At 71.7% G+C, this 14,472-nt stretch carries 13 protein-coding genes; 7 read left to right on the forward strand and 6 right to left on the reverse strand.

Translation table 11 applies throughout. The features are described from left to right. Nucleotides 1–162: 162 nt before the first annotated feature. Nucleotides 163–681 (reverse strand): ASCH domain-containing protein, encoded by a 519-nt coding sequence (locus G5C62_RS05430; protein WP_206330479.1) that lies wholly within the window; start codon nucleotides 679–681, stop codon nucleotides 163–165. Further along, nucleotides 681–2,270, reverse strand: a complete 1,590-nt coding sequence (locus tag G5C62_RS05435; RefSeq protein ID WP_206330480.1) for a GNAT family N-acetyltransferase — start codon at nucleotides 2,268–2,270, stop codon at nucleotides 681–683. Before G5C62_RS05435 ends, G5C62_RS05430 begins: the two co-directional genes overlap by 1 nt. Nucleotides 2,271–2,580: 310 nt before the next feature. On the opposite strand from G5C62_RS05435, the gene G5C62_RS05440 reads away from it, so the two are divergent. From G5C62_RS05440 to G5C62_RS05450, 3 genes are read left to right on the forward strand one after another with little or no spacing between them, the layout of a single operon-like run. After that, the gene (locus G5C62_RS05440; RefSeq protein WP_164700202.1) at nucleotides 2,581–3,708 is read left to right on the forward strand and encodes a site-specific integrase; all 1,128 of its coding nucleotides are present in this window, start codon (nucleotides 2,581–2,583) and stop codon (nucleotides 3,706–3,708) included. Further along, nucleotides 3,705–4,565: a hypothetical protein gene (locus tag G5C62_RS05445; protein ID WP_164700203.1), complete on the forward strand. Its 861-nt coding sequence runs from the start codon at nucleotides 3,705–3,707 to the stop codon at nucleotides 4,563–4,565. The genes G5C62_RS05440 and G5C62_RS05445 overlap by 4 nt, the downstream gene beginning before the upstream one ends. Next, complete coding sequence (locus G5C62_RS05450) at nucleotides 4,565–5,194, forward strand: hypothetical protein (protein WP_164700204.1); 630 nt, start codon at nucleotides 4,565–4,567, stop codon at nucleotides 5,192–5,194. Before G5C62_RS05445 ends, G5C62_RS05450 begins: the two co-directional genes overlap by 1 nt. Nucleotides 5,195–6,278: 1,084 nt before the next feature. On the opposite strand, the gene G5C62_RS05455 is transcribed toward G5C62_RS05450, so the two are convergent. The 3 genes from G5C62_RS05455 to G5C62_RS05465 form a co-directional block, all read right to left on the reverse strand. Next, nucleotides 6,279–6,500, reverse strand: a complete 222-nt coding sequence (locus tag G5C62_RS05455; protein ID WP_164700205.1) for a hypothetical protein — start codon at nucleotides 6,498–6,500, stop codon at nucleotides 6,279–6,281. Nucleotides 6,501–6,642: 142 nt separating this feature from the next. Then, nucleotides 6,643–8,532: a ThiF family adenylyltransferase gene (locus G5C62_RS05460; RefSeq protein ID WP_164700206.1), complete on the reverse strand. Its 1,890-nt coding sequence runs from the start codon at nucleotides 8,530–8,532 to the stop codon at nucleotides 6,643–6,645. Next, nucleotides 8,532–8,906, reverse strand: a complete 375-nt coding sequence (locus tag G5C62_RS05465; protein ID WP_164700207.1) for a hypothetical protein — start codon at nucleotides 8,904–8,906, stop codon at nucleotides 8,532–8,534. Before G5C62_RS05465 ends, G5C62_RS05460 begins: the two co-directional genes overlap by 1 nt. 178 nt (nucleotides 8,907–9,084) lie before the next feature. Here G5C62_RS05465 and G5C62_RS05470 point away from each other — a divergent pair, with 178 nt between their 5' ends. Next, the gene (locus G5C62_RS05470) at nucleotides 9,085–9,402 is read left to right on the forward strand and encodes a hypothetical protein (RefSeq protein WP_164700208.1); all 318 of its coding nucleotides are present in this window, start codon (nucleotides 9,085–9,087) and stop codon (nucleotides 9,400–9,402) included. 63 nt (nucleotides 9,403–9,465) lie between these two features. Here G5C62_RS05470 and G5C62_RS05475 read toward each other — a convergent pair whose 3' ends face one another. After that, nucleotides 9,466–10,122, reverse strand: coding sequence for a DNA N-6-adenine-methyltransferase (locus tag G5C62_RS05475; protein ID WP_164700209.1), 657 nt, complete (start codon nucleotides 10,120–10,122; stop codon nucleotides 9,466–9,468). A gap of 224 nt (nucleotides 10,123–10,346) precedes the next feature. On the opposite strand from G5C62_RS05475, the gene G5C62_RS05480 reads away from it, so the two are divergent. From G5C62_RS05480 to G5C62_RS05490, 3 genes are all read left to right on the forward strand, one after another. Then, nucleotides 10,347–12,191, forward strand: a complete 1,845-nt coding sequence (locus G5C62_RS05480; RefSeq protein WP_164700210.1) for a hypothetical protein — start codon at nucleotides 10,347–10,349, stop codon at nucleotides 12,189–12,191. A 187-nt stretch (nucleotides 12,192–12,378) separates the two neighbouring features. Beyond that, nucleotides 12,379–13,926 (forward strand): site-specific integrase, encoded by a 1,548-nt coding sequence (locus G5C62_RS05485; protein ID WP_164700211.1) that lies wholly within the window; start codon nucleotides 12,379–12,381, stop codon nucleotides 13,924–13,926. Next, complete coding sequence (locus tag G5C62_RS05490) at nucleotides 13,927–14,256, forward strand: hypothetical protein (RefSeq protein WP_164700212.1); 330 nt, start codon at nucleotides 13,927–13,929, stop codon at nucleotides 14,254–14,256. The last annotated feature ends 216 nt before the right edge of the window (nucleotides 14,257–14,472 follow it).

The raw sequence follows: 14,472 nt of genomic DNA on the forward strand, positions 1-14,472 counted from the left end.
ACCCGCCGCCGACACTCCACCTGCGGCCAAGTCAGTCCGATCACCTACGAAACGAACCAGACCCTGGCTACGCTGCAGACCGCCGCGTAGACACCGATCGCGTGTCCGTGATCAGGGGGTAAGGCCCTACCGCCCGCGAGGCCGTCGGCAACCCTAAACCGCTTACACGGCGCGCCGCAGCAGGTTGGTCGCGGCGTGGATGGCTTCCGTGGCCCTGACGACGATCGAAGTCACCGCCGACTGGGGGCCGCCGGCGGAGGACTTCTTGTCAGTGCTCTGCGGTGCGCACTGAAGCCACATCTCCACGTCAGTGGCCTGTGCACGGGTCAGGTAGCTGAAGCTCTGGGGTGGTCGGCTGACGCCGGGCAGATCAGTGACCGGCCGCGGTTGAGATAGCTGCTGCACCGAGCCGATGAGGATGCCTACGGCTGCCGGCGTCTGCGCGTAGTACTCGTCGTATCCGGTGACGCTGATGCCGGCGTGTGTGCCGTGTCGGTCCCAAAGCTCTGCAGGCGGCGCCACGTCGTGGCCGAGCACCTCGAAGGTGCCGACGATGCGACCCACCGGCCGAGTGGCGTAGATGACCACGGTGGAAACGTCCGGTGCGAGGCGTCGCTTGCGGAACTCCACCCGCTTGGTGCCGGCGAGGATCGCGTCCGCGTACCGCGGGTGGATCGACATCAGCGCTGTTCGTTGAGCCGTTCCTGCAGCCAGTGTCGTCCCTCCTCGTTGCAGACCTCGGTGATGCTCTGCGGGTGACCGTTGAGCACCCCGGCGGTCTTCAGCTCTCCTCGGGACCATGCTGGTTCTAACAGGCGGTCCTGACGGAACAGGAGAGTGAGCACCGGACGCGCCGAGCGGCAGAGCCGTGTGATGTCTTCCAGGGTGTAGACGGTGCGCCGGCCGACGTAGCGGGCGACCTCCTCGGGGAGGTGGCTGACGTGAACGTCCTCGACGACACCGGCGACGGTGACCGCCGATCGCTCCCGGGAGCGATAGAACAGCAGCGTCGACCCAGGGGCGACGCGGCGGGTAGGGGCGTTGCACAGGTACGCCTTGCGCAGCGCGTTCCCGTACGGGTGCTCACCGGTCAGCAGGCTCAACTGGCCGGGGTAGTCCGGAAACAGCACGTCGTGCCAACGCGGCTCCACCGGGACCACGAAGAAGGGTGCCCGGGTGTCGATCGCGGGCGGCCCGAATGTGGTGTGGAACTTCAGGGGGTCCAGTGCCGCGTCCTGCACAGATGGACGCCGGCCTTTGGCCAGAACCAGTTCGCCGACGGGACTTCGTCCGTGATCCCGGAACCCGAACGCCGTGAGGAGATCGACTAGGGTCGCGTGCCTCTCGAAGACGGTGACGTAGATCGCGTCGTGGCTGTGGTGCTCGGCATGGTTGAAGAGGGTCTTGAGCAGCAGTTCGCCGTAGCGGCGGCCGTGCGCCTCGTCGGTCACCTTGAGCGTCGAGACCTTCAGCAGCCTGCCGGGCAGCCCGTAGGGAGTGTCGGTCTCCTCCTTGACGAGCATCACCCCGGCGTACCGCCCGTCGTCGTGACGGATGATCCACGCGGGCCGGTGCGCCCTTCGCACCCCCGCGAACCACGCGTCGAAGCCGGGGTAGTCGTCCCGCAAGGAATCGAAGATCGGATCGTGTGGGTCGAGTTGGTAGGACAGGACGTGCTCAACCGCGGGCGGCGGCTTGAGTGGGCGCGGTGACAGGTCGCGGAGGAGTTGCACCGCTTCGGCCAGAGGCAGGACGTTCTCGGCCAGTCCGGTGCGGCGCGCTCGACCTCGCAGTCGGGCGTCGTCCGTGACGAGGTAGTCGACGGCGGCTGCGCCGACGGCCGCCAGCATCTCCAAATCCACCGCGTCGTTGCTTTCGGACAAGGGTGGCGCCGGCAGGTCCAGTCGCGTGAGCAGGTCTGCGAGCGCGGACTTCGGGATGCCGGATAGCGCCGGGTACTTGGCGGCAAGGGCGAGGTGCGCGCTACGGCGCGCAAGGTCGTGGTCGCGGGCGAAGTCTCGCCGGGTCGCCTCGTGTAGGTACAGCCGGTGACCTCCCTCGGCAGCCAGACGGGCAAGCTCGGCGCCGAACTCGAGTCCCCGCTCCACGGCTGTGGATGTGGGCTCGAGGGCGATGAAGGCGTTCGTGTCCAGGAGCAGCTTCAGGCTGGTCGCTCCCGTCGTTGACTGCATCTCGCCTCCCCCTCGGCTCGGACCTGCATCGTTGCGCTTGGAACCCGCCCGTGTCGCTTCAAACAGCTGTTCTTCCATCTCCTAGTCGAACGCGGCCATGCCCGCTGATGAGCCGAGAGCCGGGCGTACCCGACCTGGCTGGCGCTCGTTGCTGTGCGACCACGTTGCGCGCGGCGCGTGGGCGGCCTCGGCGCTGATCACCCCCTTCCTGCCGAAGCCGTTCCCCGTCGCGCCCGGTGGCTGCTCATCACCTCCTTCGGTGCCATCGGCGCGCGGCGTCGCTGCTCCGCCTGCATCTGCGTGCTGGGTCGTTCGTTCGCTGTGTAGTTGTCCGCGGTCATCGTGATGGGGATGAGTTGCGAGGTGCCCGCCCGGAGGCGGTCCGGGCGTGACGCCGGCGGTCACCGGCACGAGACCGGATGTGGAGGTCTGTGCGCGGTTCCGGGGCGCTGCGCAATCACCCGGCGACGACCTGGAGAAGATGCGTCATCGGACGAGCGTTCGAATGCAGCGGCCAGGCTCGCCCGCACGTTGCCGCCCGTCACACCCCCAACCCAAGGGAGACGACGTGGGGCGACGGGTAGCCACCAAGAGCACCCCGCCGGCGACGGTTCTGGTGAATGCCGGGCCGCCGTTGGCCAACGCGATAGCCGCAGTGAGCGCACAGTGGCGCGCCGATCGGTTGGTCAGCGAGCAGACGCTGCTGCGCACAACCGAGACGATCAGCCGCTACGGGCGGAGACTGGAGCGCACCGGCGTGCAGCGGTTCGGCCAGGAACGGCCGGCGGACGCTGCCGCGTTCGTGCACGCAACGACCCGGGACGGCCGGCCACCGGAGTTGGTCACGATGCACGCACGCCGGACCTGTCTGCGCATGCTGTACCGGACGCTGAGGGCCCGCGGCTGGCACGACGGCGACCCCACCCTCGATCTGGTACTTCCGCCGCGGGGTGTGCTCGCTGCACGTCCGCTGACCAGCGACGAGGTCGCGCTGTGTCGGGTGTCGAGCCGCTTGGGCGCTGGCGCGCGCACGCTGCGGCTGGCGGTCTGCTGGGCGCTGGGGGAGACCACCGCGGTCACCAGTGAGATCAGCGCGCTGCGGATGTGCGACCTGGACGACCCTCGCCGGCCCAGGACCGTGCGACTGCCGGGCACCCGACGCCACGATGCGCGCATCGGCACGCTGAGCGCGTGGGGTCAGACGGTGCTCACGCGCCACCTGGAGGTCCTGCGCGCCGCCAGCTCTCACCCGGAGACGCCTCTGGCCTACCGCGGCGCCTCGAAGCCCGGCGGCGCGGTCGGGCAGGCCAGCGTCTGCAACGCCCTCGGTGCGGTGCTGGATCTGGCCGGTCTGAGCGCGGAGCCGGATGTGCGTCCGGCGTCGTTGCGGCACTGGGCCGCCCGCGACCTGTTCGACGCCGGCGCGCCCATCGAGGAAGTGGCCCGCAGGCTCGGGGCGCGCAGCCTGGATGCCGCCGCCGAGGACATCGCCCTGAACTGGCGGGACGTCCGATGACCCGGCCCCGCAGCAGCGTGCCCACGACCATGGAGACAGTGCGGGCGGTGTTGCGGCACCGGCTCGTCTACGAGCTTGGCTCGCTGATCCCCGCCGATCCGCCGGTGGGCCGCCGTCCCGTGCACCCCGGCTACCTGCTCATCGCCTTCGGAGTGCTGGCCAGGATGACTCGCTCGGGCGCGAAACTGGACGCCGAGCTGCGCACCGGAAGCCTGTGGTCGCTGATGCAGGCAGAGGCTGGCGCCATGCGGGACGACCTGCCCGACGAACTGTGGATGCCGCCGGGGGACCGGCCGCCGACGTGGGCGGCGTGGCAGTACGCCCGCAACACCCACCTCACCACCGACGAGGCACTGGCCGACATGCACCGGCTGTTCATCGCCGGCTCGGTGGCCCAAGCACGCTCGCTCGGGCTTCTGGATCCGAAGGGCCCGGGCTCGCTGAACCATCCCGCTCGCTCCCGAACGGTCTACGGCGACGGCACGGTCGTCCGTTCGCTGTACAAGCCGCCGACCGTGGTCTGGATCGACGACCCGGAGACAGGGGAGCGGATCCGCCGCTACCGCGACAAGAGGACCGGCGAGCTGGTCGAGACACCTACCCGTCGCTACGACCCCGACAGTGCCGAGTGGCACGGGCACACCGGCCCCGTCCACGGCACCAACCTGGTCGTCGTCTACGCCCGCGGGGACGCCGCCTACCAGCGGGTCGTGCTCGCGGTCGGCCGGGCGGAGCGACCCGGCCGAGAGGCCGAGGCCGCGCTCCGGCTCATCGGTGACGTGCACCGCGTCGCCGGCGCCGGGTGCAGGCCGTCGTCTACGACGGTGCACTGCGCGGCGTGCATCTGGAGCACCTGATGACCCGACACGGGCTGGTCGTGGTCAACAAGGTCGCCGCGGCCCCGCTCAGCGACGAGGAGAAGACCCAGCGGGGAGGGCTCAAGGCGGTCAAGAGCTACCCGCTGGGTCAGTGGGAGCACGACACCGATGACGGTGCGTGTACGCACACGCTCGCCGCTGTCGACGGCGCAGTCGTGGAGATCACCCTCGATGACACCGGTGACCCCGTGGTGGCGCAGCGGCTGGTCCGCCGGCAGGTCAAGCGTCCCCGCCGCAGCAACGGGAACTACCACTTCTCCGCCGCCTTCGTGGTGCCGTGCTTCCGGGGAGATTTCGACGCCTGGATCACTCCGCACGGCGAGTCCGGCGACCCCGACGCCCGTCGTGCCGAGAACGTACGGCTGATCGCTGAAGGTGAGGAGGACTTCGCGAGGCTCTACGGCATCCGCAACGACTCCGAGGCATTCAACAGCGCGTTCAAGCGGTCGCTGCTGGTGAACAGGGCCATGAGCCTGGGGTGGCGTCGCCAACTGCTCGACGCCCTCTGTTTCGCCCTGCTGTCCAACGCCGTCGTGGCCCACCGGGCCGCGCAGGTCGGCGTGATCACGCCCGCCGGCGGTCGCCGGCGGCCGCTGCGCTCCGCGTGACTGGCAGGCTCGATGTACCGGGCCGTCTTGCGGATCGTGTGCGCCGCGCCCGCGGCCGATGTCCCTGAGCGGCTCGCCGCTCGGCTGACCCAGCAGGCCCGTGTCAGTGGTCGGGGTCCACGTCCCGGTCAATGCTCTGCGCGCCCTATTCGGGTCCTGCGGTCATGATGCCGGCGACGATCGTTGCGGTGTCGGCCACGCTGAGCCGGGGTGGGGCGCCGCGCCACAGTTGAAGGGCTAGGCGGCGTGCGGAGTCGCTGGGCGCGGCGGCCAGGAAGGCGGCGTACTGGCCGCGCCCTTCGATGTAGGCAGCGGTCCGTTCGGCCCACTCCGAGCCCTCCCGCCTGTTGCGGTGTTCGCGGGCTGCGTCGGTGTGCGCGTTGGCGACGTCTGCCCAGCTGGACCACCTTGCCGCGATGGTCTCGGTCGCATGGGCACGGGAGCAGCCTTCACCCACCGGGGCGAACGGTGAGCAGACGGGCAGCACGAGGAACGCGATCCGGATGCCTGTGTCCCGTCCGCATGAAGGGCAGCGGCCCGGATGCGTGCTGGGTGGGCTTACCGTGACCGTGCCGCCGTCGGCGCCCAGCTGCCCTGGTGCAGGCGCCACCCACTCGATCGCACCTTCTGTGCGCCTTTGCCAGCGCCAGCGGTGTGCAGCGGCGGGCGAGCCCGGCCGGGGTCGGTCGGTCACGGGACCGTCGGCAGGTCGGCTCGGCTCAACGCTCGACCCCTCTCACGAGGCTGGTGAATCTGGTCGTGGGGAGCCCGTCCTCTCGCACGAGGAGCTGCAGCTCCATGCCGCGCCGGAGGACCGGCGTGGGCCAACTCAGCAGGGCCAGGGGTTCACCGTTGCGGCGGAGGTGACTGCCGTCTCGGCGTAGCCGGACCGCGGTCATCGAGCCGGCGTCGAACTCATGGATGGCGCCCTCGGTCACCACCCGCATGGTCGTTGCGTCGGGTGGGGGCGCGGTCCGTGCCGCCGGACCGGGGATGCGGAGCCGGAGGGCCGGCCATGAGTCCCCAGCCTCGCTGTCGTCGTCCGGTGGCCGCTGGTCGGCTGGGTCGCGGGTTGGTCCTGTCATCAGCTGTCCTCGGGCGGCGCGGTGGCGTCGGGTGATGCGGAGGGTGCGGCGGTCTGCAGGCGGTCCTGGCAGGCGCGCAGTCGGGCCTCGGCGGTGTGCAGGCGGTGCTGGAGTTCGCCGTAGGCGTCCTGGATGTCGGCGAGCAGGCCGGTGAGCGCCCGGTCATCGAGTTGCAGGAAGTGCGGCCGGGCGTCAGGCCGCCGCGGACGGCACGAGGCCACTGCCGGTGAGCGAGTAGCTGACGCAGTTCATCGAGCGCGGCCCGGCCGTCACGGGTGACTGCTGCCTGATCCTCGGGGGACCCGGCGCTGGCGAAGGTCAGGCAGAGCTGCAGGACGTCGCACAGCTCGGCCGCCCGGTCGGTCACTGCGAGTTCCCGGCGGGACGAGCCGGGTGGAGGGGGCAGGCCGAGTGGGGTGTCAGCTGGCGTGTCTGCCAGCGAGGGTGCACCGGGCGACCGCGCCGGTAGAGGTGCACGACCTGCAGGTCCCCGTAGGGGTTGCCGGATGCCCCTGCTGCGCCGGCCGGGGCGTTCAGCAGTGCCATGGCGGTGCGGGCGGTCTGCAGGGCGACGTGGCCCAGGCTGTCGGCCCACGCCCCGACGTAGGTCGGGTGGGAGCAGCCGACGGGGACGAGCTGGCCGTCGGGCCGGGCGGGCGGCCACGGCACGGCACGGTCGGCGCGGTGCAGCTGCTGGCACTCCCAGCAGCCACCGCCGGCCGCCGGCAGCGCCGTGATCGCACCTCCCCACGCTCCCGCGGTGGCCGAGGCGATCAGCAACGGGGTGCCGGTGAGGGCCAGGTGTGCGGCGAGGTAGCGGCTGGCTGCCGAGTTGGCGGTGCAGTCGATGACCAGCGTGCTGGCGGCCAGCCCGGGCAGCTCCCGGCCGTCGTCGTTGCCCAGGAACTGCAGCCCCGTCGTGAGGTCGAGGTGGGGGTTGACGTCGAGCAGCGCCAGCGCGACGGCGAGCGCCTTGGGGACGCCGGCGTCGCGGATGGGCGGCAGTTGCCGCGCGCCGGTGGCCGGGTCGTGCAAGTCCCCGTCGACGAGGCGCAGCCGCCCGACGCCGGCGCGGGCCAGCTCGAGTGCGACCGGGCCGCCCAGGGCGCCGACGCCGACGACGGTCACCGCCGCGTCGGCCAGACGGGCGGCGTCACCGGGCAGGCGGGCGGTGAGCGCGTCGCGGTCGATCGCGTAGCTGCGCCGCACCCGAACCCGGGGGGCGTACGACCGGAGGTCAGCTGCTCCCTCGCCGGCCGGCGATGGAGCCGTGATGCCGTCGAACAGGGTCAGCTGCCCGCTCCCGGGCCCGGATGTCGTCACGGCCTGGTCGGCTGTTTCGGCGGGCTCCAGCAGTGCATCCAAGCTCCTGGGCTTGGGCACCCCGCGGGTGAGCAGGAGCCATTCCTCGCACGGCCGCCGGGCCGGGCCCTCGCTGGCCACGAGCGCCGCGATGGTGGTGGGCTCCTCAGCCTCTCCGCGGCCGGCGAGGATCTCGGCCAGCCGTGCGCTCGCGTCAGTCCACAGTCGGTCGACGTCCAAGCCTTCGGTGGGCGCGCCGGTCAGGCGAACCCAGCGGATGCATCGGCCGCGCTGGCCGAACGCGCGGCTCTTCCACAGCACCTCGCCATCAGCAGCCCGGAGGCTGGTCAACGCCGACACCGGGGCGAGGGTCTTGCCCACCGTGACCACGTCTGCCCAGCCGCCGGGGACGTCCGGCGCCGGCTGGCACCCGGCCTCCACCAGCAGCGCCCCCAGTGACAGGCGCACCCGGGTCGAGGCCGCCTCGGCGCCGGCCTCCAGTGCCAGCGTCGCCGCCCCGGCGCCCGGGTCTCGGCCGGCGGCCAGCAGCCGTGGCAGCTGCGCGCCAAGCAGGCCAGCCAGCGTGGTGCCCGGTCGCCAGTCGCCGGGGTCGGCCAGCAGGCACAGGGTGCCGGTGATCGGGTTGCGGTGGCGCAGCAAGTCCGGCGGCGCCGCGGGCAGACGTACCTCCGGCGCCCACCACGGGTACTCGGCGGGAAATGTGACCTCCAGCTGGAGGACGGCCGGGTCCCCGGGCCGCGGCGCGGGGTGCGGCCAGTCCACTCGCACCGTCAGCTGCCGGACGGGGGTGGCTCCTTCGCGCTCCGCCGCATCGTCGCTGGCTTGTTCGATCCAGGTGGCGCCGGCGGCGGCCAGCGCGTCCTGCTCGGCCGCCCACACCTCGGGGTAGGCCAGCCGCCAGGGCGTGAGGCCGATCGTCGGGGCGGTCATCAGCCCACCGGCCGGGGGTGCTCGCCGGAGGAGGCCGCGTACACCGGTGGGGCCACGGCGATGGTCTCGACGACGGTCTCGTCGGTCGTGGTCTCGGTGCGCGTGGTGGACGTGGTGGTGTGCCGCGTGATGCGCCGCTGACCGGGCCTGCCGGCCGTGGCCGGCGGCTGCGTCGCGCTGGGCGCGGGCGGCGCCGGCACAGGGGCGGGCTGGTAGAACGTCGCGCTCGCCGGCGGTTGCGCCTCGACGTCTTCCTGACCCTCTTCACTGCCAGCCGCGGGTTGTTCCTGCCCGTCGCTCATCTCCATCGGGGCGGCCGACGAGGTCTCCTCGTTGCCGGGGCCACTCTGCGGGGGCTGGGTCTCCTCGGTCATCGTCTCGGTCCTCTCGGGTCGGCCGCTGCCGGTCAGCGGCGGACCCCCAGCGCACCTGGCGCCCGCGGGCGCCCGCATCGAGATGGCCGATGTTGCCCGGCCATCGCCGGGCAACATCGCACTCGTTCGGGTGTTTCGGCGAATGTCGCCGACTCGGCTCGTCGGCACCGCTACGGCCATGAACCGACCGGGTGCCAACCATCTCGACCGCCGTCGGCGGCTGACCCCGCGTGACTACATCCCGCTCGGCTTCGGGGTCCTTCCGGGCGCGCGCTGCCACACCCCGGCCGGTGGCGACCACGTCTCGGCCGCCGTCGCCCGCATCCAGCACGAACTCGTCCTGCACTACCGGGGCGTGCGTGAGCACGGCGACGGCCGTCGCTACGCCCGCGCCTTCGGCGTCTCCGAAACCGTGTGGACCCGCTGCCTGGGGGGAGAGCGGTTCATGGGTGAGACCGTGATGGCCGCGCTGCTGTGCGCCATCTCTGGCTGGTGAACCCGGCGTCCGGCCAGTGCGCCCATTCGGCCGTTGCAGGCCCGGTCCCACTGGTGGGAACGCCTATCGGTCGACCGGGACGTCGAGCAGCCGTGTCTCGCCGCCCGTTGGGATGTCGCCGGTGCGTGTCGGCCAGTGCACCAGCGCCACTCCCATCGGCGCGGACCTGCCCGGTGTCCCGTCGGGGTGGTCGAAGGACAGCCGGCCGGGAAGGGCCTCCCACCGCGCGCCGGCATCCCGCACCCACCGGATCCACCAACGCTCGTTCGGCTTACAGGGGATCAGGCCGATGACGTCGCAGCGGGCGGCGGTGGCGACCGCCTTGGCGAGGAACGGCTCCAGCATGCCTCGCCGGTACGGACAGTTCATCCAGCAGGCGCCGCCGTCGGCGAGCTCCGCCCAGTCGACCGCAGGGTGGAGGGCATTGCGAAGGCCGGGGTCGAGCTGGTCGGGGCCGAGGTAGAGCTCGGTCAGTGCGGTGTCGCGGGTGGCAGCCACGTCGAGGGTGATGTGCGGGAACGCGGCCCTTACCTGCGCTCGCGTCGTGACGGGTGTGGCCCACAACTGGGCCCGGGTGAGCGCCTCCTCGCGAAGCCGCAGCTTCCGGCGACGTCGGTAGAGCCGCTGCCGGCAGGACAGGGAGCAGTACGTGCGGGGACGGCCGGTCTCTGCATGCGTCAGCGGGACCTTGCAGACCAAGCAGCTGCGTCGTCGGGCCACTGCGGCAGCTTGCCTTTCGTAGCTCCGCTGGGGGCTACGAAACGCCGACGCATCGGCGGGTGTCGGCGGCGGTGACTGCCTACCGATGCGCGGGGGCGGACGGGTCGTCGTGTTCTGACACGACGATCTCCTGGAGCACTTCCATGCGCACCCCGACGTCGCCGACGCAAGCCGCGACCACCGATCAGATGACCGCCCTTCCATCCCTCTGCCAGCCGAAGTCCGTGGCACGGATGGTCCTCACCGATGACACCGTCCCGCCCGGCGTGAGCGCCCTGCTGAAAATGTCGGTCGCCGAGCTGCTGGCGGTGGACAACCTGCGGGCCGGTGAGCGCATCCGCGGCGCCGCCGCACCGGCCATCGACGTGGCCTGCGCGGTCCTGCAATGGCCGGCGCTGGCCACCTTCGCCCTAGTGCTGCCGAAGCCGGATTCCCTGGCCGGCAAGGGCGGCCGGAAGATGGACTACCCGCCGCTGCTGATCCTGGTCTACGCGGTGCTGGAGAGGGTCTACCGCACCGGCACCCGGGTCGACGCCGAGATGCGCAACCCGTACAACTGGCTGCGCTTCCGCGATGCCTACCGGCGGCTGACCGGAGAGTGGCTCCGCGAGCAGCCGATGACCTGGGCGCAGTTCGAGTACTACCGCGACCGCTACCTGGCGCCCAAGCACAAGAAGGGGCAGCCGATCGACACCGGCGTCTACGACCCCGCGAACCCCACCGTGCTGCAGACGCTCATCCGCCACCTCGGGGTCACGTCCGTCGAACTGGTTCGTGAGCTGGGTGGCTTCCCCGAAGACAAGATCAACCTGCAGACCCCCAACCCGCTCAACGCCGTCCACGGGGACGGTTCGCAGAAGAAGGCCAACTCGGGGGTACGCGAGTACACCGACACCTTCGCCGACGGCAGCACGCAGACCCGGCTGTACGGATCCCGGGCCACCGTCGGCACACCGCGGGTACAGCGGGTCTTCACCGACGCCACCGCCGACGGCAAGAGCGGGGAGGGCCTCAACATGGTCGGGCTGTACTGGCGCCACCCCGAGCGCACCGACAGCAGGGTGGTGCTGTTCACCGGCATGGCCCCCGGAGCAGAAAAGGAGGTCGCCTTCCCGGCCGTCCGTCAGGTCAAGGGCCTTGTCGGCCACGCGCTGCAGTTCCTCATCTACGACGGCCTGTTCGACGGCCTCCCGATCGACGCGCTGCTCGCCGAGGGCGTCATCACCGTCAACAAGCCGCCGCAGGCTGACACGGGGAAGAAGGCGACGACGCGGTCAACGAACCGCACCCGCCGCCCGGACCTGACGCCGGAGACGATGCCGATCGCCACCCACCGGGCTGACGGCCGCGAGGTCAGGACCGCCGCCGAGAAGATGCGGCTGCGCGGCGCCGAGTTCCAGCGCACGATCCGCACCGTCCTCGACGACCCCGACTACCGCGACCCCGTCGGGCAGCGCACCTTCCTGACCCCCTCTGGCAAGGCGAAGCAGAAGGCCACGCTCGCCAGCTTTGACTTCGCCCCGGCTGACCACGAGCGGGCCGACGGCACGGTCTGCCAGCACGGCCTGGTCGCAGACGACCAGGCGCTGTGGGAGTGGCGGCCGGACCAGGTCACCGGGGAGAAGATCAAGACCACGCTCGAGCCGCTGGAGCGAGTCGGCGCCGCGCTCCCCCAGGACACCGAGGGCCGCCACTACCTGCAGCTGGACTACCGCATCCCCTGCAAGCACGGCGACTTCACCCACCGCATCGAGCTCCGACCTGACCTGTCTGGCCGGCGCCAGCGCACCCGGCCCACCCGGCTGCTGCGGGTGCTGCCGGAGGCCTACGCCGAGGCGTTCCACGCCGTCTTCGACGTCCGCAACGACGCCGAGGCCGCCAACTCCAGCTACAACGCCACCCTGTACATCCAGGGCCGCGCGCAGAGCCTCGACGCCCACGCGCAGCTGCTGGACTGGCTGGCCTGGGCGCTGCTGAACAACGCACTCACCTACGTGCACCACTTCGCCGCCGGCCTCGAGGCCGGGCACAAGCCGAAGAACACCAGCAAGGCGGCCCGCACCGCCTGATCAGCACCACAGCGAACCGGCCGCGGCCGGGGGACAGCCCACCGGGCGCCCCCGGCCGCGGCCGCTGTTGTAGGGCGATCAGGGGACATCGAAACCGGGCCCGCGGCCGACGCGGGCGGCACCCCAGCTCGAACAGGCTGAGAACCACCCCGGGGACCGCCCCAGCGCCTGCCGAGAAGGACCTCCGATGACAGCCGCCCTGCCCCTGTCGCCCGCCGACGATGACCTGCCAACACCCGTACGGCTGCGTCCCCCGTTCACCCTGTCCGACCTGATCCCCGGCGCCCCCGCCGATCCCGTGCGACCGCTGCCCGCCCTGCCCGCGGTGAGCCTTCCGCAGGCGGTGACCGCCGCCGCCGGGTACGAGAACGACGGCGACCGGCCGCTGGCGCCCAACGAGGCGCTGGCACTGGCGCCCGCCATCTGGCGCGAGCACGCCCTCTTCCCCACAGAGGCCGGCCTGGACGCAGCGATCACGACGTTGACCCGCTTCGCCGCGTGGCTGCGCGAGAACAAGATCGATGATCTGCGCGCCGTGGATACGCCCTGCGCCAGCCGGTTCATCAACGGCAAGTTCGACGGCGAGCCCACCCTGGAGCACAAGCACTGGCGTCGGATGACGCTGATCGTCACCTGGCTCACCCTCGACCACCTCGGCGTACCCACAGCCGCCCGTCACGTCAGCGTTGTTGACGGTCCGGCATGGCTCGCAGCCGCCAGCCGCCGCCGGGGTCCCGCCGGAGCGATCCCCGCCCCCCAGCTGTTCCGGCTCACCGAACTGCAGCGCAACCGTGCTCTCAAGGCCCGCCGCGCCGGCAAGAAGTCGCTACCGGCCGACGTGCTGCCCGACCGCCCGCTCACCGAGATCGAGATCGTCGCCGGCCGGCTCACCGTCGCCGGCTGGACCCCGGCCAGCCGCGATCAGGCGACGATCACATGGGCGCTCGCGGAAGCCGGCGCCGGCACCGGCGAGATCCCCTCGGTACGCGGAACCGACTTCGACGACGTGACCACACCCACCCACGTCAGCCTCGTCGGCACCCGCGACGCCGCGCCCCGCATCGTCGGCCTCACCCCATGGGGCTGCGCGCAAGCCGCCCGGGTCCTGCGCAAGCTCGAGCGCACCGCTGTGCCCGCTGGCGCGACCGTGGCCTACACCGGCCGCAAGAACCCCGAAGACAAGGACGTGCAGGCGTCGATCGGCGGCACCCTCAACCGAGTCCTCGACGCCGCCGGGATCACCGGCGGCGACGTCGCCCCGCACTCCATCCGCCACTGGGCCGGCCGCCACGCCTACGACGCCAGCGGCCGGCTGTCCGCTGCCGCGGCCGTCCTGGGCCGCGACTACGGCATCGACTGCCTGCGCCACATCGCCCTCGACCCGCGCGAGTCGAGTAGGGGCAAGTCACCGCCACGGGCGGTCTCAGGCCCCGGACGTCTCCTCGCCGTCCGGGGCCTGATCTGCTTCCAGGGCCGGTGCGCCGCGGCCAAGCAGGAACAGGCAACGCTCGCCCAGCGGTGTGACGGCCCAGGCCGCGGGTCCCACGGCGCCCGGGAAGTTGATGTGGCCCGCATCCCGGAGCAAGCCCTGCCCAGCGAGGACGGCCACCAGCCCGTCTGCGATGACGGCAAACCGGGGCAAGGCGCGCTCCACGTGCTCCACCTGCCAGCCGTTCAGGTGGGCGTAGATCATCACCTCGACCTGATCAGCAGGCGGCTTGCGCTGGACCCATAGGTGGTCCAGCAGGGCGACGTGGGGCTCCTCGAGCAGGCCCAGCGCGGCCGCCAGAACGAGCGCCTCCCCAACGTCGCCGTCGACCTGCAGCCCGTTGACGAGAACACGTGCCAGTGCGGGGATCTTCTCCTTGAGCGTGGACTTCGCCGCCGCCTCCAGGACACGGTTGAGCAACTCGAGCCGGGCGTCGTAGTCCGGACCGCGCAAGTCGAGGATGCCGAGACCCGGGTCGAGGATCTCGGCGGCGGCGATCAGCTCACCGACCTTCTCGGCCTGCCGTCCACGGAGGGCCGACCAAGCACGCCTACAGGTCTCGATGACCAGCGGTGAAACGCCGGCGGCCACGGCGGCGGTCGGATTGCCGCCGGTGACGATCTCCTGGATGACCCCGGTCGCGGAGGTCACGATCACGACCACCCGACTGTCGTCGTCCATCGTCCGACACCGTACCGACGCCGCACCGCCCGTTGCTGCCCTCCGGTGCCTCCGGCTCGCCTACCCCAGGTTTCAGCCGGTGGGCTGCAGACGCCAATCCCTGATCAGCGT

This window comes from Modestobacter sp. KNN46-3 (genome assembly GCF_011039295.1).